General features: G+C 39.6%; 21 protein-coding genes. 12 read left to right on the top strand and 9 right to left on the bottom strand.

Features of this window, described 5'->3' with window-relative positions; translation table 11 throughout:
* Positions 1 to 17: 17 nt before the first annotated feature.
* Together J4G36_RS04635 and J4G36_RS04640 are read right to left on the bottom strand one after the other, a co-directional pair.
* Entirely contained in the window at positions 18 to 1,157 is a 1,140-nt protein-coding gene (locus tag J4G36_RS04635; protein ID WP_210468893.1) for a glycosyl hydrolase family 18 protein, read from the bottom strand.
* 43 nt (positions 1,158 to 1,200) lie between these two features.
* Entirely contained in the window at positions 1,201 to 1,554 is a 354-nt protein-coding gene (locus tag J4G36_RS04640; protein WP_210468894.1) for a YuzC family spore coat inner layer protein, read from the bottom strand.
* 179 nt (positions 1,555 to 1,733) lie between these two features.
* Between J4G36_RS04640 and mvk the strand changes: the two genes are divergently transcribed.
* The 7 genes from mvk (at position 1,734) to J4G36_RS04675 (ending at position 7,127) form a co-directional block, all read left to right on the top strand.
* Complete coding sequence (gene mvk / locus J4G36_RS04645) at positions 1,734 to 2,687, top strand: mevalonate kinase (RefSeq protein WP_210468895.1); 954 nt, start codon at positions 1,734 to 1,736, stop codon at positions 2,685 to 2,687.
* A gap of 36 nt (positions 2,688 to 2,723) precedes the next feature.
* Entirely contained in the window at positions 2,724 to 3,725 is a 1,002-nt protein-coding gene (gene mvaD / locus J4G36_RS04650; RefSeq protein WP_210468896.1) for a diphosphomevalonate decarboxylase, read from the top strand.
* 2 nt (positions 3,726 to 3,727) lie between these two features.
* A complete protein-coding gene (locus J4G36_RS04655; protein ID WP_210468897.1) occupies positions 3,728 to 4,813 on the top strand; it encodes a phosphomevalonate kinase in 1,086 nt (361 codons plus the stop codon).
* Positions 4,814 to 4,850: 37 nt separating this feature from the next.
* Positions 4,851 to 5,885 (top strand): type 2 isopentenyl-diphosphate Delta-isomerase, encoded by a 1,035-nt coding sequence (gene fni, locus J4G36_RS04660; protein WP_210468898.1) that lies wholly within the window; start codon positions 4,851 to 4,853, stop codon positions 5,883 to 5,885.
* A 139-nt stretch (positions 5,886 to 6,024) separates the two neighbouring features.
* Complete coding sequence (locus J4G36_RS04665) at positions 6,025 to 6,210, top strand: hypothetical protein (protein ID WP_210468899.1); 186 nt, start codon at positions 6,025 to 6,027, stop codon at positions 6,208 to 6,210.
* 146 nt (positions 6,211 to 6,356) lie between these two features.
* Entirely contained in the window at positions 6,357 to 6,755 is a 399-nt protein-coding gene (locus J4G36_RS04670) for a hypothetical protein (RefSeq protein WP_210468900.1), read from the top strand.
* 207 nt (positions 6,756 to 6,962) lie between these two features.
* A complete protein-coding gene (locus J4G36_RS04675; protein ID WP_210468901.1) occupies positions 6,963 to 7,127 on the top strand; it encodes a hypothetical protein in 165 nt (54 codons plus the stop codon).
* Positions 7,128 to 7,280: 153 nt separating this feature from the next.
* On the opposite strand, the gene J4G36_RS04680 is transcribed toward J4G36_RS04675, so the two are convergent.
* The gene (locus tag J4G36_RS04680; RefSeq protein ID WP_210468902.1) at positions 7,281 to 7,664 is read right to left on the bottom strand and encodes a DUF2500 domain-containing protein; all 384 of its coding nucleotides are present in this window, start codon (positions 7,662 to 7,664) and stop codon (positions 7,281 to 7,283) included.
* 154 nt (positions 7,665 to 7,818) lie between these two features.
* Here J4G36_RS04680 and J4G36_RS04685 point away from each other — a divergent pair, with 154 nt between their 5' ends.
* The 3 genes from J4G36_RS04685 to J4G36_RS04695 all read left to right on the top strand — a co-directional run bounded on the left by J4G36_RS04685 (position 7,819) and on the right by J4G36_RS04695 (position 9,964).
* Positions 7,819 to 8,466 (top strand): hypothetical protein, encoded by a 648-nt coding sequence (locus tag J4G36_RS04685; RefSeq protein ID WP_210468903.1) that lies wholly within the window; start codon positions 7,819 to 7,821, stop codon positions 8,464 to 8,466.
* A 52-nt stretch (positions 8,467 to 8,518) separates the two neighbouring features.
* Positions 8,519 to 8,674 (top strand): DUF1540 domain-containing protein, encoded by a 156-nt coding sequence (locus J4G36_RS04690; RefSeq protein ID WP_172369161.1) that lies wholly within the window; start codon positions 8,519 to 8,521, stop codon positions 8,672 to 8,674.
* A gap of 153 nt (positions 8,675 to 8,827) precedes the next feature.
* Positions 8,828 to 9,964, top strand: a complete 1,137-nt coding sequence (locus tag J4G36_RS04695; RefSeq protein ID WP_210468904.1) for an LAGLIDADG family homing endonuclease — start codon at positions 8,828 to 8,830, stop codon at positions 9,962 to 9,964.
* A gap of 423 nt (positions 9,965 to 10,387) precedes the next feature.
* Here J4G36_RS04695 and J4G36_RS04700 read toward each other — a convergent pair whose 3' ends face one another.
* The 3 genes from J4G36_RS04700 to parE form a co-directional block, all read right to left on the bottom strand.
* On the bottom strand, positions 10,388 to 11,608 hold the full coding sequence (locus J4G36_RS04700) for an MFS transporter (protein ID WP_210468905.1): 1,221 nt from the start codon (positions 11,606 to 11,608) through the stop codon (positions 10,388 to 10,390).
* 112 nt (positions 11,609 to 11,720) lie between these two features.
* The gene (gene parC, locus J4G36_RS04705) at positions 11,721 to 14,153 is read right to left on the bottom strand and encodes a DNA topoisomerase IV subunit A (RefSeq protein WP_210468906.1); all 2,433 of its coding nucleotides are present in this window, start codon (positions 14,151 to 14,153) and stop codon (positions 11,721 to 11,723) included.
* Positions 14,150 to 16,123 carry a DNA topoisomerase IV subunit B gene (gene parE, locus J4G36_RS04710; protein WP_210468907.1) on the bottom strand — a complete coding sequence of 658 codons (1,974 nt, stop codon included), beginning with the start codon at positions 16,121 to 16,123 and terminating at the stop codon, positions 14,150 to 14,152. Before parE ends, parC begins: the two co-directional genes overlap by 4 nt.
* Before the next feature lie 237 nt (positions 16,124 to 16,360).
* Here parE and plsY point away from each other — a divergent pair, with 237 nt between their 5' ends.
* Together plsY and J4G36_RS04720 are read left to right on the top strand one after the other, a co-directional pair.
* Positions 16,361 to 16,963 carry a glycerol-3-phosphate 1-O-acyltransferase PlsY gene (plsY, locus tag J4G36_RS04715; RefSeq protein ID WP_210468908.1) on the top strand — a complete coding sequence of 201 codons (603 nt, stop codon included), beginning with the start codon at positions 16,361 to 16,363 and terminating at the stop codon, positions 16,961 to 16,963.
* A gap of 37 nt (positions 16,964 to 17,000) precedes the next feature.
* Positions 17,001 to 17,294 carry a HesB/YadR/YfhF family protein gene (locus tag J4G36_RS04720; protein ID WP_210468909.1) on the top strand — a complete coding sequence of 98 codons (294 nt, stop codon included), beginning with the start codon at positions 17,001 to 17,003 and terminating at the stop codon, positions 17,292 to 17,294.
* A 68-nt stretch (positions 17,295 to 17,362) separates the two neighbouring features.
* Here the strand turns inward: J4G36_RS04720 and J4G36_RS04725 are convergent, their stop codons facing one another.
* The 3 genes from J4G36_RS04725 to acnA all read right to left on the bottom strand — a co-directional run bounded on the left by J4G36_RS04725 (position 17,363) and on the right by acnA (position 20,885).
* A complete protein-coding gene (locus tag J4G36_RS04725; RefSeq protein ID WP_210468910.1) occupies positions 17,363 to 17,665 on the bottom strand; it encodes a hypothetical protein in 303 nt (100 codons plus the stop codon).
* On the bottom strand, positions 17,665 to 18,090 hold the full coding sequence (locus tag J4G36_RS04730) for an acyl-CoA thioesterase (RefSeq protein ID WP_210470424.1): 426 nt from the start codon (positions 18,088 to 18,090) through the stop codon (positions 17,665 to 17,667). Before J4G36_RS04730 ends, J4G36_RS04725 begins: the two co-directional genes overlap by 1 nt.
* A gap of 80 nt (positions 18,091 to 18,170) precedes the next feature.
* A complete protein-coding gene (gene acnA, locus J4G36_RS04735; RefSeq protein WP_210468911.1) occupies positions 18,171 to 20,885 on the bottom strand; it encodes an aconitate hydratase AcnA in 2,715 nt (904 codons plus the stop codon).
* Positions 20,886 to 20,970 lie beyond the last annotated feature (85 nt).

Consider the following 20,970-nt stretch of genomic DNA (forward strand, 5'->3'; position numbering starts at 1 on the left):
ATTTTATTGTCGGTCAATTACATTCTCTTTCGAATCGTAAAGTTGTCTTCAAGTAATGCCCAGTTTTGCGGATATGAATAGCCGAGGACCCAGTAACTGATGCCGCGCAATTTATATTGTTTTACCGCATCAAACTTTGCTTGTGCACTGCGGGCATCTTCAAACCACACTTCATGTGTTTGACCTTGATCATCTGCGTATCGAAAGAAAGGGGACTGGGCTGTCTTATCGTATTGGATGGCTACATCATGTTGAACGGCACGCCGAACCGCTTCTTGCTGACTGAATGTCTCCGCCTCTGTCCCAGCTACATGCGGGAGCACCCAGTCGCGCGCATAGATTTGAAAGCCGAAAAAAATCTTGTCCCTAGGAATTACAGTAACCGCATAATCAAGTACGCGTTTTATTTGATTGAGTGGTGAAATGGCTTGAGGCGGACCTAGCCGATACCCCCACTCATACGTCATTATCACGACAAAATCAACGATTCTTCCATGTGCTTCATAATCATGGGCTTCATATAATAATCCTTTTTGTTCGGCGCTAACTTTTGGTGCCAGCGCGGTGGATACAAAAAAACCTTCAGGGTGCAAGCGGTCTACTGTTAGTTGTAAAAACTGGTTGTAAAGAACGCGATCAGCCGGTAATACGTTTTCAAAGTCTATATTTATTCCGCGGTATCCTTTATCTTTCATTAACGTTATTATATTCGTTAATAAACGTTCTTGAATGTTCGTATTTGATAGAATGGTATGTGCTAAAGTTGAACCAGCTTCTGTAGCGCTAAAATTGGTGATGCACAAGACTGGGACGACTTTTTCTTCAATGGATGCTTGAATCATAGCAGAATCATCAATTGCTTCTAGGCCGCCAGCATCTGTCATCCGATAGGCGAATGGCATCCAATACGTTAAATCTTTACCAACCTCGTGTATCTCTGAGGCTCCTGTTTCTCCTGTATTGATTGTATAGGCATTGACATCGATAACAGGCTTGGCTGTTGAAGGCGCTGCTGTTGGTATGATAATGGCCTGACCAACTAAGAGTTTTTCAGGTGATTCCAATTCATTTACGTTAATGATTTGATCCATCGGCATACCGAATCGGCGGGATATATCCCATAATGATTCTCCTTTTTTCACAACATGGATCTGCATTCTACCACCTCTTATTAATCATTTACATGCATTACCCATTCACTCACCAATGGAGTAACATAGCCAACTGACAACATCTTCCTGGAATTTCAGCGTTATCGAGTTTAATACGAATTCCTGTTGGGGTAAATGATGTTTCAACTTTCAATGTAATTCCAGTTGATTTTATTAATTCTTCTACTTTGTCAGCATTTGACAACTGGGCCTCGTTCATTAGTTCGTAGGCAAATTCTTTAGACGTGCTAATTTTTTCTACTAATTTATTAGCTTCCTTCATAAGTTCCTGAAACCTTATCGCAGAAACATTTAGAAGCTGGGGATCAACAGGTGGGAACGGATTTGGATCCACGGCAATTTGTGTATGGGGGTTCAAGGATGAATAATAGACATAGTGCAAAAAATAGTCCTCCTTTCTACTTAACGAATACCCTATCCTATGTATTGGAGCCGGAAGAAGTTATGATTAGCCGAAGAAGGATGATTGGAAGAATCCATGAATAATGGTAAAATCAAAGGGAAAGTATTTTTCATGCGGTGCAATGAGCATGTACCTAATTTAGAAAGTGAGGTCACTGTATGGTTGCCATACCTCGTAAAACTGCAGTTGGCACTGCACATAGTAAGTTAATATTGATAGGAGAGCATGCGGTTGTCTACGGCAAGCCGGCGATTGCACTCCCATTTCCAGCGATTGAAGCACGCGCTACAATCGAAGAACTAAACAATTATAAAACAATTTTATTTGAATCGCCGTATTATAGTGGTCATTATGATGAAATACCTGACAGAATGGAAGGCATTTCGGTTTGTATCACTGAAACCCTTAAATACCTAAAACAAAAACCGGAAGGACTTAGAATTTCATTAGAATCTACAATACCTCTGGGACGTGGACTAGGTTCAAGTGCAGCAATTGCAATTTCGATTGTAAGGGGCTTGTTTAATTATTATAGACAAGCACTTCATGATGAAAAGCTGACAGAACTTGTCCACCTAGCCGAAACCTATGCGCATGGAAATCCTAGCGGAATCGATGCGGCGGCGTCGTCAAATGACCATCCAATTTGGTTTGAACGGGGAAATCCGATCACTTCTTTGGAAATAGGCTATTCGTTTTATTTAGTTGTTGCGGATACAGGTCGAATTGGCAATACACGCGGTGCTGTTGAAAGTATTAAAGAAAAATATAATCTTAATAAAGCCAAAACCGAAGAATCTCTTCATGCAATAGAAGAAAATACATTTAGGGCGAAAGTCGCGCTCATTCGTGGCGAGATTGAAGTTCTAGGAGAAACCCTCGACGTCGCGCAACATGAGCTTACGCTGTTAGGTGTGAGTGATTCAGGTATCAATCGATTGGTTTCAGCAGCAAAAGATAAAGGTGCGCTTGGGGCTAAGTTAACAGGTGGCGGCCGAGGTGGATGCATACTCGCACTTGCAAGAGACCCACAACATGCAAAAGAACTTGAAGCGTCATTACTTGCGGCAGGCGCTTTTCAAACCTGGAGTTTCAAAGCAGGAAAAAATTGATAGGATTTTGAATTCATTTATGAAAGGAATGTAAATTTGGAGGCAACAGCTAAGGCTCATACGAATATTGCTTTAATTAAATATTGGGGAAAACGAGATGAAGATTTGTTTTTACCGATGAATAATAATCTGTCCATTACGTTGGACCAGTTTTATACAATAACTTCTGTCCAGTTTTGCGAATGCTTGACTTCGGACAAATTATTTTTAAATGATACATTAGCCACTGAAGATGAAACAAAAAAGGTTAGTCGATTATTAGACATCATACGAAATATGTCAGGCTCGAAATTGTATGCAATAGTAGATTCCATAAACAAAGTGCCAACTGCCGCAGGTTTCGCTTCTTCGGCATCAGGTTTCGCAGCGTTAGCCGCCGCGGCAACAAAAGCATTGGGCATGGATATCGATAAACAAACTTTATCCACAATAGCACGCCAGGGATCAGGTTCTGCCTGTCGGTCAATATACGGCGGTTATGTAGAATGGAAAAAAGGTGAGCGACCTGACGGGACAGACTCCTATGCTGAACAAATTCTACCGGAAGAAGAATGGGATCTAAGCATTTTATCCGTCCTTTTAGAACCTAAAGAGAAAAAGATCTTAAGTCGTGAGGGGATGAAACGCTCTGTTGACACATCACCATTTTATCAAGGTTGGTTAGATACTGTTGATGAAGATTTGGCTGTCGCTAAAGAAGCCATCTCCGAGCGCAACTTCGAGATGCTAGGGGATGTCCTTGAAAGAAATGCCATGAAGATGCACGCCACAACATTAGGAGCCAATCCGCCATTCATGTATTGGCAAAGCGCGACTATCGATGTTATGGAGAAAGTTCAAGAATTAAGGGAGTCGGGGATTCATGCGTATTTCACAATTGACGCCGGTCCGAATGTTAAAGTTCTTTGTCAGCCAAAAGACGAGGCATACGTCAGAGAAGCGTTAATGACCGTGTCTTCTGTACAAGATGTGTTTACTTGTCACCCAGGTCCGGGGATTTCTTACTTGCCTCAGACTAAAAGAAAGACGTGTTGCTAATTATGAAAACCACCACACATCATATCAAAGTACCAGGAAAACTGATGATTGCCGGTGAATATTCCGTGTTGGAACCCGACAGGCGAGCAATTGTCGTTGCTGTTAACCGATATATGAATGCAGAAATAAAGAAAAATGAACGAAATCTTCTCTCACTACCGCAATTGGGGTTAAATGATATTACATGGGATTCCGATGGTGTGGAAGTGAATTTTAGTAGTTCTGATTCGAAGTTGACCTTTATTCGAAATGCAATCAGTACATTCAATGCATTTATAGCTGAAAAATCGATTCAACCTCACACATTTTCTTTGTTGATCACCAGCGAGTTGGATGATTCGTCCGGTAAAAAATACGGCTTAGGCTCGAGTGCTGCAGTAGTTGTTACGACCATTACATCATTGTTTAAGTTTTACGGATTAAAACCGACTGCTGAATTGATCTATAAACTTTCTGCAATCGCACATTTCAAAACACAAGGTAATGGATCCTGTGCGGATATTGCCGCTTCTACTTACGGCGGATGGATTCAATACGCCGCTTTTACATCCACATGGCTATTAGAGGAACTCCGAAAAGAAACGCCAATCCGAAAAATCGTCGAGCAGAGGTGGCCAAGTCTTTTAATTGAAAACATTACCTCGCCAAACGATCTGATCCTTTGCGTCGGATGGACAGGTAACGTAGCTGCCACAGCACCAATGGTTACCAAAATCAACCAATTGCGTGTTAGCCGACCAACAGAGTACGTAAACTTTATTGAGAGAAGCGAAAAAGCAGTCAGTAAACTTATTGAGAGTTTCGCGGAAAATGATGTCCATACGGCGATAATAAGTCTCAAAGAAAATCGTGAAGCGATTCAATTATTAAGTGACTCTGCAGCGGTTAATATAGAGACACCCAAACTTAAAGCGTTAATTCAGTTGGCTGATAAGTATGGGAGTGGCAAAACATCAGGCGCTGGCGGCGGCGATTGTGGAATTGCTTTTGTTCAGAATAACTTGGATGCACAGCATTTGTATCATGAATGGAATTCAGCAGATATATTACCTTTACACCTGCACGTTTCTAAATTTGGTGCATTATGATTCACTTTCTACATAAAGAATTAGGGGGCGCGATTAAATGACTGGTCCTATTGATAAAAGGAAATCAGAACATATTCAAATTGCATTGGAAGAAAAAGTAACGGGGCATTCAATATCAACCGGATTCGAACGCGTCAATTTTCTTCATAATGCTTTACCCGAAATAGACTTTGACGAAATATCCATTCATACAAAGTTTTTGGAACATGAATGTAAAACACCATTTTTAATCAGTTCAATGACTGGCGGCGCTGAATTTGCAGAAACGATTAATCGAAATTTAGCCGAAGCGGCCGAAGAGAGGGGTTGGGTCTTAGCATTAGGATCTACACGTGCATTAATTGAAAGCGAAAAGTTTCGTTCTTCCTTCCAAGTGAGAAAATATGCACCAAGTATCCCGATTATCGCAAATCTAGGCGCAGTCCAATTCAACTATGGTTTTGGAACGGATGAATGTAGACGGATTATCGAAATGACGGAGTCGGATGCACTTGTTCTGCATTTGAATAGTATTCAAGAAGTCATTCAGCCTGAGGGGAATACAAATTTCAAGAATTTATTACTAAAAATCGAACAACTTTGTGCTGAAGTTGGCGTTCCGGTCGGCGTCAAAGAAGTCGGATGGGGAATTGACGGTGCGACAGCTAAAAAATTATGTGATGTGGGTATTTCCTTTATCGATGTTGCAGGTGCTGGTGGTACTTCATGGAGTCAAGTTGAGAAATTCCGTTCTTCAATTCCAGTAAAAAGAAACGCGGCAGACGCTTTCAGCGAATGGGGCATCCCGACCGTAGATTGCATTACATCCGTTAGAGATCACATCGAAAGCCAACCTGTGATTGCAAGCGGCGGCGTGAAGACGGGTGTTGATGCAGCCAAGGCGATTGCCTTAGGCAGTGACCTGGTCGGTGTTGGACGTTCTATATTGAAAGAAGCCACTCAATCTCTAGAAGATGTGATGGAAGTCATGGAGACGAGAGAATTAGAACTTCGCCTAGCGATGTTCGGTATTGGGGCTTCGAACCTTAAAGAACTACAAGAAACAGATCGTTTAAGAGTAGAGTCAAGATAAAAAAAGTAGTACAGACTAAAGATATAGTTTGTACTACTTTTTGTTTTGTCATTTATAAGCGGAACCATTTATTTCAACTTTGAATAATATGCGGATAGGGTCATTTATCCCGCATAATATCCTGGAAGGGAATGGAGAAATGGTACGAATCATTCTGGCAGCGATAACCGCTGGCGTAGGATTTGGAATCCTAGCTGCAACTGTTACTCGTAATCTAACAATAGAGGGGATGGCTATGGGGCTGACTTCAATTGGATTGGTGATTGCCTTGTCTGGAATTGCATATGTATATAATAAAAAACATGATACGAGCACTATCCATTGAGCCTACATTTAGGCTTTTTATTTTTTCGAATTAATACGGAATCGTCATAATGAAGCGCTGGACAGGCATAAACTAATTAACTGGGTTCAGTTTTCCCAAAAAAGAGTAGAAGGGATGTTCATTAGGTGCACTCAAAACTATCTTTGGTGTTTGGAAGTCTAATTGCCGCATTTCTATTAGTTTATGGGACTGCAATTATGAATTGGATGCTGATAGGCGAGTATTATTTGAACGGGGGACTGTTGGACGTTAACTATACTTATTTATCGTTGCTATGTGCGGTTCCGTTTGTGCTAGGAAGTTTGTTAAAACTGAATATCACACCGAAAAACCGCTTAACTTTTATTATTGTCTCCGGATTATTATTTGCGGTACTTTTTACGACGGTCCATTGGGCTTTTGTATATTACGGCGTAGAGATGGCGGCGGATGTATTATTTAGAACATTACTCGTGCTACCGATTAGTGCTCTATTGGTAGTATTTGCGGTGTTTATAGGTTTTAATATGGAAGGTAATCTTGGAAAAGAATCGGATATTATTTAGTAAGTCTACTCGATATGGTGAGTCTATTCCAAGGTAGTCGCTATTACAATTGGTCGTTCGATGCACAAACATCGGACGACCTTTTTTATTTTCCATATAATCTTATTCGAACTAAAGGGGAAAAAATATAATGTAAATTATCATCAATCTTTTTCCATGTTCATCATTTACTAAAGAGAAGAGAAATCCGTATACGGGGGGATAGACATGGGGAAAAGTAACAGAGGTAAAGCGTTGAAACGAATACCTTCAAAAGGTAGAGGCGAGTGTCCGATTTGTTTCCGAAAAAGAATAAAACTATTGTATGAGTATGAAATGGAAACCAATGAAACGGTTAAAGTGTGCAAGAATTGCAGACAGAAATCATACTAAAATGATTGCATCAAAGAATTAATTTATCCATAGATTATTTCATTTAAATGACGATAAAAAGTTCGACTATCTAATTGAATATACCATTAGTTTGATTAGATAGTCGAACTCAAAAAATGTTAGACCTCTTAAACTGATAAACGTTTGAGCGTACTATGTGTCAATATTACGTGCAAACCCAAGATAACGAGTGCCTTGGAAAGAAAGTTTTCCAATATCTGTTTCCGCTAACATTCCATATTGTGAACCGTTTAACGAAAACTCTGTTCGATCTCCACTTTCAAATTGAAACGTTACATAATAGGACGTTGTCGTCGACGAATGCATATGATCCGTCGCGTGATGGCTACTTCCAGAAGTATTCGTTCTTTTCGCAACAACTTGAGCAGGAACAGTCAATTTCGGGGAATTATTGTTTGAATTCCATTCTTTTACTCCTTTAACGACAATAAAAATAAAAACAATAAAAATGCCAATTATGAAAATAGGAACAATCGTAAACATCGCATTTCCAATAGGATCAGGTTCAAAGTACATTTGCAGCGCCTCCAATCGTTCTGACTAGCAATTATACGTTTCTTGTAACGAAAGGTTTCACTTTAGGAATCCGATTTTAATATAATTTCGAATGAAACTTTTCTTTCATTCCAACGTATCAGAGATAGTATGTATATGGGAGGAGATAGAAGTTTTGCAATTTATTGTGACATATCAATGGGAAATTTTTATAACGATTGAAATATTATCGGTCATTTCACTTCTAACTTTCGGGTTTTTACGCTATGTATTAAATAAACAAAGGTTAAGTGTATTAGCGATATTTACGTTTCTTTTGTTGCTTCTATTCGAAGCATTGCTGGGCATACTGATTTATCAAGAAACAAAAGAGATTTCTACATTCCAAATGATTATCGTCCTTTTTGTCGTTTATGCATGCACATTTGGGATTTTCGATTTTTTGAAATTGGATCGTTGGATGCGTAAAACAGTAGGGAAGTGGCGGCATATTGAACTTCTAACAGAGAGAGACTACGCCATTTTAAAGCGTCAAAAAGATCCGAAATATGTTGCGACAAAGTATCGTTTAACATCGTCGATTCACTTGTTTGTATTTTTAATTGGACAATCAATTTTATGGTTTTACGGAACAGGAAGTTTCAATGAGATGTTAAATTTCTTAACAGATATGTCATGGGTTGAATCAGGAACAGCTGAACAATCGCCGTATGCAAATGAAGCGGCATATTCAATTGGAATGATATGGACGTTAGTTTTTGTTATTGACTTCATATATTCTTGGTCGTTTACGATTTTTCCGGGGAAACAAAGTACCAGATAACATGTATCAATCCGCACCTCTGGCTCATTCTAACAGCAAGGAGGTGGAGCACATGGCACAAGAAATTTTATGCGAAGTGAATAACTGTAAATATTGGAGCAACGGGAACAAATGTAGTGCGAAATCTATTTACGTAGTTAGCCAAAAAGGAAAACAAGCAAAAAGCAGTGAAGAAACGGATTGTAAGACGTTTGTGCCAAGAGACTAAATAAGTTGAAGAAAGAACCCGAAGAGAAGCTTTATAGCATACTCTTCGGGTTCTTTTTCTATTGCAATTTTCTTGCAATTAAAAACGTTTGTTCGTATAATAAGTATAAGATGATGAATTAAGGAGGTGGAATTTCTGGCGAGAAATCCAGGTATGACAGACGAAATAATTATTCAAATGTACAAAAACGGGATGTCGTTTAAAAAAATGGCTCCGATTATTGGAATTTCTGATCGTGCGATACGGAATGTGATGTATAAACATGGCATTCAAATGAATAGGGAGCAATATGCAGGACAACCTCGAAAAAATAAAGTTAACGAGGATTTTTTTAAAGTATGGTCGCATGAAATGGCTTGGGTATTAGGCTTATTTGTTACGGACGGTTGTGTTAATAAAAAATATCACAGCATTTCTTTTTCTCAAAAAGATGAACGAATTCTACGATTAATTGCAACCTATATGGACGCAGACTATGTTTTAGCTGCCACAGGACCGACCAGGACTACCGCTACATTACTTATCAATTCAAAAGTTATTAAAGAAGATCTTGCAGCGTTAGGGATCGTAGCTAATAAATCGTTATCTATGCCATTTCCAAACGTTCCTACAGCATTTTTATCGTCATTTATTAGAGGCGTTATTGATGGAGATGGTTGGGTGGGAAGAGAAGGCTATGAAATGAATGTAACTTCTGCAAGCTTGGAGTTTGCTGAGGGACTTCTATCCGTTCTGCTTTCGTGGAGCTTAACAGCAAAAATTACTTCCTTTACAAGTAAATCCGGTACTTTTATTTATCGAGTATGGGTTAGTGGAAAATCTGAACTTTCGAAACTCGCCGATATAATTTACACTAATGTAAAAGATGATGATTATCATATATATAAGAGAGTGTATATGTCGCAGCATTCCAGTAAACCTTTTTACGTGGAAGATCTAATTGATGTACCGATGTGGAGCCTTAAAAATGGTAAATTAATTCATCGGACAACGACGTCCAGAAAATCATTTAGAACAAATATCAGTAAATCACTACTAGAATCTTTGAGAGAAATTGCCGCTGAAAAGAATACACGAATTAATTATTTGCTGGAGAATGGATTGAAAAATGTTTTGATGAGACAATTTATTCCATGTAATAAATTCGAGAGACCGAAGGATCGAATTCAATTTAAAACAACGTATGATGATAAGTTATTAACGGAAGTTAAAGAGTTCGCAAAGAAAAAATATATATATATCAATGATGTGATTGAATATGGCATACGGTTTATTGATGATGTTGAATAAGTGATAAAGGTTAGAAGGGATTGAACATGATGCAGCCCCTTTTCGTTTTTTAGATTTAGGTTTACATAATATAAATTATCGGTAGTTACGTTTCATTGAATAAGTATACTCATGATATTGAGATAAAACCGAAAAAAGTACTTATTTTGTAGTTTTGTTTAAAACACACCTTTTAATTATTTTCTGTTAATCACTAAAAATTAGTTGATCTCAATCCAAAACCTGTACATTTCCAAGATTCCTTTGTCTAAATAAAACTTGTGCGGATCTTCTTGATCTGTTCGATTGCCACCGTTTATAACAAATGTATTTCCATCGTGGTCACTAATTATATCTGCTCTATTAATTCCTATTTGTATTAAAATCATTCTTTCCTCAACGAATTGTTCTTTATTACTTTACCAATGAAAAAACCGCAAAAAGTTAGATACTTTCTGCGGTAGTTTGCAGTGGTTCTTCCAATACGATATTTCTTCTTCTCATTTGTATAAAAAATAATGCTGTCAAACTTAGGCTAATCACACCAAAAACGACAACCATCAATTGTAACCCAATAATATCCAGAAATGCACCAGCTGTTAACAATACCACCTGGAACATAACGCGTTCTAACATATTTCTGAACGAGAAAAAACGACCATGATACTCTTTTGGCATTTGTTTTTGAAAAATAACCATTGCTGTCGGAAAAAAACAACCTAAAGCGAACCCTAATACAGCAAAGGCTGCTAACGTAATAAAAGTACTTTCAACAAAAAACAGCATAAATTCAGCCACGGCGACCATTGTTGCAAAGAAAAACAAAATCATGGTCGTTCGCCATTTCTTCGAAATATATTTTACGGCGAATGCTCCGGCCATAAATGCGATTCCTTCAACGGTATAAACCAGACCTTTAATGGAGACTGAATCTTGAATTTCACTGATATTAATGACCAGCAGATTAAAAGATCCAATGAAAAGTAATGGGATCAACGTCATAACTAAAGTCATACCTACCGCTGGATAAGCTTTTAACACAGGAAAAACTTCCATGAAACCACCTGAATTGCCTGCGGTTTTTACCTTCGCTTCCCTTCCCTCTTCCTCATCGATACGCAGCATCATCGTAAATAATAGAAGTGCTCCGTATGCAATCATCGAAATCCAGTACAATGAAATGAGCGTCCAATAGACAAGCATAATACCCGCAAGTGCAGTCCCAATCACGCGTGAAATTGTTGCAACATTCATATGCAAACCATTCATTGTTAATAAATTATCATCTTTTACAACAAGCGGAATTGTCGCCTGTAATGCCGGAAAATAAAACGTGGCCGACAGTTGTATACTAATCATAAACGCAACCATCCACCAAATCGATCCAGTACTAATCGCGACGAGCATGAATATTACGCTTAACATTCGTCCTAGTCCCGATATTAGAAGCACCGTTTTCTTCCTGGATTGGTCAATAACTTTCCCAGCAATTGGTCCTGCAACCAGGCCGGCTAGAAGGCCGACAGACATGATTAATGCTTTCAAGAAATCAGATGGAACTTTTTCTTGCATAAACTCTAGATTCCCAATAATTCCGGTCCACAACCCCAAACCAGCTATCATTTCCCCACTCAATATTATCCAAACATTTCGATTTTTCCACATGCCCCTATCCCCGTTCTTTGTATGGTCGCATAACATTATATTTCGTCTTCCGAATTATTATACGATAGAAAAAATAAATAGTCACGGGAATTTTATCCCGTGACCTTAATTTTTACTCTAATTCGGCTTTTGGATCTTTATAAATATGTGTCACTCGACCATCTTTTTTCTCATCTGCAATGAAACTTCCATTTGAATACCGATCTACTAGCCTTAATGATCCAGCTAGAATTGGTATTTTATGATTTTTTTCAGTTGCTAATACGATGATTTCATCATTTGTAGCCTTTTCAACACCAATGACTTCATGCGGATTTGATTGTAACTCTCTTAATACCACTACACCACGTTGTGCTCTTTTAGCGGTTTCAAATTCTCTTAAATTCATCCGTTTTGCAGCACCACGTTGAGTTGCAAGAACCAGAGAGGCGTTTGCCTCTTCACGAACGGCTACCAGTGAAACTAATTGATCCTCATCTTTTAAATTGATACCTCTGACCCCAGCAGTTCTTACGCCAGTGACGGATAACTCAGCAAGCGGGAAACGCAGTGCAAAAGCTTGTTTAGTGAATAAAATAACATCTTCATCACCTTTTACAAGCTGAGCATCAACCATTTCATCGCCTTTACGTATTCCCATTGCTCGATATGAGCGATTATACCTTCTTACTTCAAAGACACCGACGCTAGATTGTTTGATCATTCCATTTTTAGATACCGTAATGATATTAGCTTCTTCCTCAAAGTTCTCTAATCCAATCGCAGCGATTATCATTTCATTTTGTTCAAGTGGAATGATGCTTGAAATATGTTGTCCCAAATCTCTCCATCTGATATCAGGTAGTTCATGTACCGGTTGATATAGATAGTTTCCGAATGATGTAAACAGCAACAAATGATGCTGTGTATTCATTGGCGCTTCAAATAACATATAATCCGAATCCTTCATATCATGACCTGTTCCATTCGACGCGCTATAGGAACGAACGCTAGTCCGCTTGATATAGCCATCTTTTGTCACCGAAACATGTACTTCCTCACTAGGAATCAGAATATCGATATCGACTTTGATTTCTTCAATTTTCTCTTCAATAGTGGACCTTCTAGGCTCAGAATATTGTTTTCGAATTGCTGTTAGTTCTTTTTTAATCACACTTGAGAGTTTTTTATCACTTTTTAAGATTGCATCCAATTTGTCAATTAGTTTTCGAAGTTCCGCGTCTTCTCTTTGCAACTCGGTAATATCTGTATTCGTTAATCGGTAAAGTTGTAACGAAACAATTGCTTCCGCTTGTACTTCTGAAAAATCGAATTTCGCAATAATATTATTTTTAGCGTCACGTTTATCTTTAGATCCACGGATTGTTTTGATGACTTCGTCGAGGACCGATAATGCTTTCATTAATCCTTCAACAATATGGAGTCGATCCTTTGCTTTTTGGATATCGAATTGTGATCTACGCGTCACAACTTCTTTCTGGTGGTCAATATATGCGTCAAGAAGCATCGGAAGAGACATCAATGTTGGTCTGCGTCCCGAAATTGCAATCATGTTAAAGTTATAAGTGACTTGTAAATCAGTGTTTTTCAGCATGTATTGTAAAATCCCATTACTATCTGTATCTTTTTTCAACTCGATTACAATACGAAGCCCAGAACGGTCTGATTCATCACGTACATCTGCAATTCCATCGAGTTTACGGTCGATTCGAAGCTCATCCATACGTTTTACCATATTTGCTTTATTAACATCATATGGAATTTCCGTGACAACGATTTGTGATTTCCCGCCTCTTAACTGTTCAATCGAAGTTTTAGCACGGATGATAAACCGTCCTTTTCCGGTTTTATAGGCAGTTTTAATGCCATCCGTCCCTTGAATGATTCCACCTGTCGGAAAATCCGGCCCTTTAATAACCGTCATTAATTCTTCTACGGTTACCTCAGGGTTCTCTAGTCGTAAAAGAACCGCATCCAGCACTTCATGAAGCGCATGCGGTGGAATATCTGTCGCATATCCAGCGGAAATACCCGTAGATCCATTCACCAATAAATTCGGGAATCTTGCTGGAAGAACTGTTGGTTCCGGTTCAGTATCATCAAAGTTCGGGATGAAGTCTACCGTATTCTTACCAATATCGCGCAGCATTTCACCCGCAATACCTGAAAGACGCGCTTCTGTATAACGCATCGCTGCTGCAGAGTCACCATCGATTGAACCGTTATTACCGTGCATTTCAATCATCATATGACGTAATTTCCAGTCTTGACTCATACGAACCATTGCCTCATAAACAGACGAGTCACCATGTGGATGATAATTACCAATTACGTTACCAACAGTTTTCGCAGATTTACGAAATGCTTTTTCATGTGTATTTCCTTCATGAAACATTGCATATAAAATTCGACGTTGTACTGGTTTTAAGCCGTCACGTGCATCTGGAAGTGCTCGGTCCTGGATGATGTACTTACTGTATCTACCGAACCGATCACCAACAACCTCTTCAAGTGGAAGGTCTTGAAATCGTTCTATATTTGTCATTCATAGTCCTCCTCAACATGAATAAATTCATTATCTAATATATTATGGTCTTCAAGTTGGCCGAAATCGACATTTTCTTCAATCCAAAGTCGTCTAGGTTCAACTTTATCGCCCATTAATGTCGTTATACGACGTTCAACTTTAGCGCCATCCTCAATTGTAACACGGATAAGTGTCCGGGTTTCCGGGTTCATCGTTGTGTCCCATAGTTGGTCCGCATTCATCTCTCCTAGACCCTTATAGCGTTGTAGTAAATAATTTTTCCCAATTTTTCCAATGGCCTCATCTAGATCAGCTTCAGTCCAAGCATATTCTACTACTTCTTTTTTGCCTACACCTTTATAAACTTTAAATAAAGGTGGCAGTGCTATAAATACTTTTCCCGCCTCAATTAGCGGTTTCATATATCGATAGAAAAATGTGAGAAGTAGAACTTGAATATGAGCACCATCTGTATCAGCATCCGTCATAATGACGATTTTATCGTAAGCGGCATCCTCAATTTGGAAGTCAGCGCCTACTCCGCCGCCTATCGCATGAATGATCATGTTGATCTCTTCATTTTTCATAATATCTTCTAATTTTGCTTTTTCAGTATTAATAACTTTACCTCTAAGTGGCAAAATAGCCTGGAATACACGATCGCGCCCTTGCTTTGCGGAACCTCCAGCTGAATCACCTTCGACAAGATATAATTCGTTTCTAGCAGCGTTTCTTGACTGTGCAGGCGTTAATTTACCAGAAAGCAGCGTATCGGATCTTCTTCGTTTTTTACCTGAACGTGCATCTTCACGCGCTTTTCTTGCTGCGTCGCGTGCCTGTTGAGAACGAATTGCTTTCCGAATAAGCGATGCACTTAAATCGGCATTTTCCTCTAAAAAATAGAGCAGCTTTTGTGCAACAACTGATTCAGTGACAGATCTTGCTTCGCTCGTCCCAAGCTTTCCTTTTGTTTGTCCTTCAAACTGAAGGATTTCTTCTGGAATACGGACCGAAATAATTGCAGAGATTCCTTCACGTACATCTGCGCCCTCTAAGTTCTTATCTTTCTCTTTTAATAACCCAGTCCGTCTTGCATAATCATTAAAAACACGTGTCAATGCAGTTCTGGCACCTGTTTCATGCGTACCGCCATCTTTGGTTCGAACATTATTGACAAATGATAGCATTGTCTCAGAGTAACCATCGCTAAATTGGAAAGCAAACTCTACTTCGATGCCTTCTGAAGCACCTTCTAAATAGGCTACTTCATGGAGGACATCTTTTTCTTCGTTTAAATATTCAACAAAAGCCTCGATACCTGATTCATAATGAAATACTTCATGTTTGTCCGTATTTTCATCTTTCAAATCGATTTTTAATCCTTTTAACAAAAACGCAGATTCTCTAAGTCGTTCACTTATTGTTTCATAATGATATTTTAAAGTAGAAAAAATGCTTGGATCGGGCTTAAAATGGATGAGCGTTCCTCTTTCACGCGTTGTCCCTAGCTTTTCTAGAGTCGTCGCGGGTTTTCCACCATTTTCAAATCGTTGACGAAATTTGTGGCCTTCTCGAAAAATTGTTACTTCTAGCCACTCTGAAAGTGCGTTTACAACTGCAGCACCAACTCCATGTAGCCCACCGCTCGTTTTGTATCCGCCTTGTCCAAATTTACCGCCCGAATGTAAAATCGTTAAGATAACTTCGGTTGTCGGCTTTCCTGTTTGGTGTATTCCCGTTGGCATACCGCGTCCATAGTCGCGAACACTGATGCTACCATCGTTATGAATCGTTACATCGATTTCGGATCCAAACCCGCCGAGTGCTTCGTCCACTGCATTATCTACAATTTCGTAGACAAGGTGATGTAGCCCCCGTGAATCTGTCGAACCTATATACATACCCGGGCGTTTCCGTACAGCGTCTAACCCTTCAAGTACATGTATTGAATCATCATCATATTTGTAAGTATCTTGTTGTTTCGTCAAATTCCCGCCTCCATCAAACGACTGTTCTTATATATATAATCGTACCGCTTCCTAAAAAGGTTGTCAAACCAACGTTTCTTGAAGCTCGCTCAATTAATTGTATAGAAAAAAGCTTTCAAATGCAACGAAGTGAAAAAATATTTACCTAAATCTTAGATTATTAGACCGTTGTAGCATGCGGGTAGTTCTGGTAAACTTAGACCATATGAACGACACAAAATGGTAGAGGGGTATATCATGGAACTTATTTTAATTTTATTGTTCGCCTATATTATCGGCTCAATCCCTTCCGCTTTGTGGGTAGGGAAATTATTTTACAAAATCGACATTCGTGAACATGGAAGTGGAAACCTTGGTGGAACGAACACATTCCGCGTGTTGGGAAAAAAAGCAGGTCTTGCTGTTACGATTCTTGACATTTTAAAAGGAACAGCTGCCACACTTCTTCCCTTACTTCCATTTTTCAATGAAACAACTGTCCACCCACTCATTCTTGGGGTCTTAGCTGTTATCGGGCATATGTATCCACTTTTCGCTAGTTTCAAAGGTGGGAAGGCTGTAGCTACTTCAGGCGGCGTAATACTGGCATATAACTGGCCATTCTTTATTATTGTACTAGCCGCCTTCTTTATCGTCTTGAAACTAACAAAAATGGTGTCCTTAACTTCAATGATCGTAGTTGTGATTGCATTAATCTATACGGTGATTTACTATTTTTGGACCGGTGATTTGTATTTAATGATTTTGATTTTCTTCTTCGGGATCTTTATTTTTTACCGACACCGTGCAAATATTTCTAGAATCAAAGCAGGAACCGAGCCAAAAGTTAAGTGGATATAATACAATGGAGGTAGCCCATAGAAAGTAGGTGTCTCAATTGAAAATTGTCGTATCAAACGAAGCACTCAATTGGTTTAAAGATGAAATGGAAGTAGTCCCAGGAGATGCAATTCGATTTTTCGCAAGATATGGCGGTGCAAGTCCGCTCCACGAAGGTTTCTCACTTGGAGTGACAAAGGATCAACCTGATGAAATTGCCGCTCAAGTTGAACATGCTGGCGCTATTTATTACATAGACAGTCATGACAAATGGTATTTCCTAGAGCATGACTTACATGTGAATGTCGATCCCAAATTAAAAGAACTCACATACTCATATGAAAAAGCGTGATCGTCAATCGATTCACGCTTTTTTCATTTGAATTCAGTCTGTCGAAGCTATCGTAGCCGTTTTTGAATTCATAGCAGTCCAAACCTTATTAATTGTTCGGACAACCCCTCATTTAGTAATATTTCTCTCTCATGTTCACCGAATAAATCGAAATGCGGGTAATCATCGCGCATATCAATCCACTCACGCTTCAATCCGTAACGTTCGCCCCACCGGCTTAGTTTTTCAATGTCGGAACACCCAGCTTTTGTTACTGTTTTACACCCTGGAAATCGCTCATCGATCCAATAATGAGTCAGAAAGGCAATTTCTCCGTTACCAACGGCTTCTTTCCAAGCTATCAATTCATCTCTCTTAATACCGAAAGCCATTAATCTTTGTTCTGTTTAATTTCATTATATTTCGAGTCCCAATCTGGCGCTACTTTTGCAAGAGATACCGGCCGGAATGATTCCTTTTTCACCAGGACGTGTTCCGATGTAGCGGTTGCCGCAACTGTGCCGTCTTCATGGACAATCTCGTACCCGTATATGGTTCTTAATCTACCGTGCGACTCAATCCACGTTCGAACCGTTGCCTTTTGGCCATATTTCATCGACGCTTTATATTGGATGGATAGGTCAATGACAGGCGATAAATAGCCTTCTGTTTCAAGTCCAGCATATGTAAAACCCAAATCCTCAATTATCTTCGTTCGCCCAATCTCCATCCACACTAAGTAATTCGCATGATAGACAACACCCATCTGATCTGTCTCTGCGTATCTGATTTCAATTTCCTTTTCGCTAATAAACAAAGCACTCACCTCTATATCCATTATACAAAAGGAACGTTGAAAAAGGTGCCCGATTGCTCGGACACCTTCTACATTACCTCTTAGTTAGTTTTCATTTTGTCGCGAAGAACCATTTGTAGAATTCCACCATGACGATAGTAATCTACTTCAACATCGGAGTCGAAACGTGCAAGAACGTCGAATTCTTTCACTGAACCGTCTTTCGCTGTTGCAGTGACTTTTAGAATATCGCGTGGTTTTACACCTTCTGCGATGTTTACGCTAATTGCCTCTTCACCTGTTAGGCCAAGTGTTTCAGCACTTTCGCCTTTCATGAATTGAAGTGGAAGTACACCCATCATGACAAGGTTTGAACGGTGTATACGCTCATAGCTTTCAGCGATAACTGTTTTAATGCCAAGAAGTGATGTACCTTTCGCAGCCCAGTCACGTGAAGAACCCATTCCGTAGTCTTGACCTGTAATGATTGCAAGACCCGTGCCATCTTCTTGATACTTCATCGCAGCATCATAGATCGGCATGATTTCTTTTGTTGGCCAGTAAGTTGTATAGCCGCCTTCAGTTCCTTTTGCAATCTGGTTACGAATACGGATATTTGCGAACGTACCGCGCATCATAACCTCATGGTTACCACGACGGGAACCGTATGAGTTGAAGTAGCGTGGATTTACGCCGTTCTCAGTCAAGTATTTACCAGCTGGCGTATCTTTTCCGATTGCGCCTGCAGGTGAAATATGGTCCGTTGTGATTGAGTCACCGAATTTACCGATGACGCGAAGTCCTGATAGTTCTTTAATATCTTCTGGTTCTTTTGCAAGACCTTCGAAGAATGGTGGATTTTGAATATAAGTTGAATTTTCATCGAAATCATACAATGAATCATCTGTCGTTTCGATTGCGTTCCACGCTTCGTTTTCTGTGAATACACGTGCATATTCTTTACGGAAGAGTTCAGGTGTTACTGTTGATTTAACAGCTTCTGCAACTTCTTCTGTTGTTGGCCAAATGTCTTTAAAGAAGACGTCAAATCCATCTTTATCCTGACCGATTGGGTCGTTTTGAAGATCGATATCAACTGTTCCAGCAAGTGCATATGCAACAACTAGTGGCGGTGAAGCCAAGTAGTTCGCTTTTACTAGCGGGTGAATACGTCCTTCGAAGTTACGGTTGCCGGAAAGAACTGATGAAAGTAGCATATCATTTTCAATAACAACTTTCTCAATTTCAGGTAGTAATGGTCCTGAGTTTCCGATACATGTCGTACATCCGTATCCAACTAAGTTGAATCCGATTTTCTCCATGTAAGGAAGAAGACCTGAATCTTGAAGATACCCAGTAACTACTTTAGAACCTGGTGCAAGTGATGTTTTTACGTAAGCTGGAGGTGTAAGTCCTTTTTCAACTGCTTTTTTCGCAACAAGTCCAGCACCTAACATAACGTATGGGTTAGATGTATTTGTACATGATGTGATTGCAGCGATTGCAAGGTCACCTGTTTTAATCTCGACAGAACGGCCGTCTTCGAATTCGATTGTCGCTTTTTCAGAAAGTTTTTTCGGAGATAAACCAAAACCTTGGTTTCCTTCTGGCGCAACAACTGCATCATTAAACTCGCGCTGCATGTCTGATAGTGGGATCAAGTCTTGAGGACGTTTCGGTCCAGCAAGGTTCGGTTCGATTTCAGAAAGGTCGATTTCAACAACTTCTGTGTAAACAGGCTCTTCGTTGTCGACTGTAAAGAACATATCGTTTTCAACAAGATATTGTTTTACAACTTGAATTTGTTCTTCTTCACGACCTGTTAGACGCATGTAGTCAAGTGTTTCTTCATCAACTGGGAAGAATCCACATGTAGCGCCGTATTCAGGTGCCATGTTGGCAATTGTTGCACGGTCCGCAAGTGGAAGTACAGCAACGCCTGGTCCGAAGAACTCAACGAATTTACCAACAACGCCATGTGCACGTAGCGTTTGTGTTACTTTCAATGCAAGGTCAGTTGCAGTCGTGCCGTTTGGTAGGTCTCCTACCAATTTAACACCAACAACTTCAGGTAATGGGAAGTATGATGGTTGGCCAAGCATTCCTGCCTCAGCTTCGATACCACCAACGCCCCATCCAAGAATCCCCATACCGTTGATCATCGTCGTATGTGAGTCAGTACCAACGAGTGTATCAGGATAGGCTTCGAATGTGCCGTCTTCGTTTTCAACCGCATGAACGACGTTTGCCAAATACTCAAGGTTAACTTGGTGAACGATTCCTGTTGCCGGTGGAACTGCACGGTAATTGTCGTATGCTTTTTGTGCCCAGCTTAAGAACTGGTAACGTTCTGCGTTACGTTTAAATTCAAGATCCATGTTTAGTTGAAGTGCAGCTTCAGTTCCGTAGCTGTCTACTTGTACGGAGTGGTCAATAACAAGGTCGACCGGGATTTCAGGGTTGATCTTATCTGGATCTCCACCCATTTCAGCCATCGCTGAACGAAGGGATGCCAGGTCAACAACAACAGGAACGCCTGTGAAGTCTTGAAGAATAACGCGTGATGGTTTGAATGGTACTTCACCGTTAGGATCAGCTTCATTCCCCCATTTTGCAAGATTTGCTACGTGTTCGTCTTTAATGACATAACCATCATGTTGTCTTAATACGGACTCAAGTAATACTTTAATTGAATACGGTAGTTTGGAAATGTTTGCAACACCGGCTTCTTCAATTGCTTTTAGACGGTAATAATTATACGTTTTACCATCTAGCTCAAATGAAGTACGGCTGTTGTGTAAATTGCTTTTAGCCATTTTGTTTCCTCCTTGTATCTACATGAAAAGGCGATTTAAGCGCATCTTTTCTCTACCTAATCATACGATAGATTCATACATAAGT

It is taken from the genome of Sporosarcina sp. 6E9, assembly GCF_017921835.1.
Taxonomy (GTDB): Bacteria; Bacillota; Bacilli; order Bacillales_A; family Planococcaceae; genus Sporosarcina.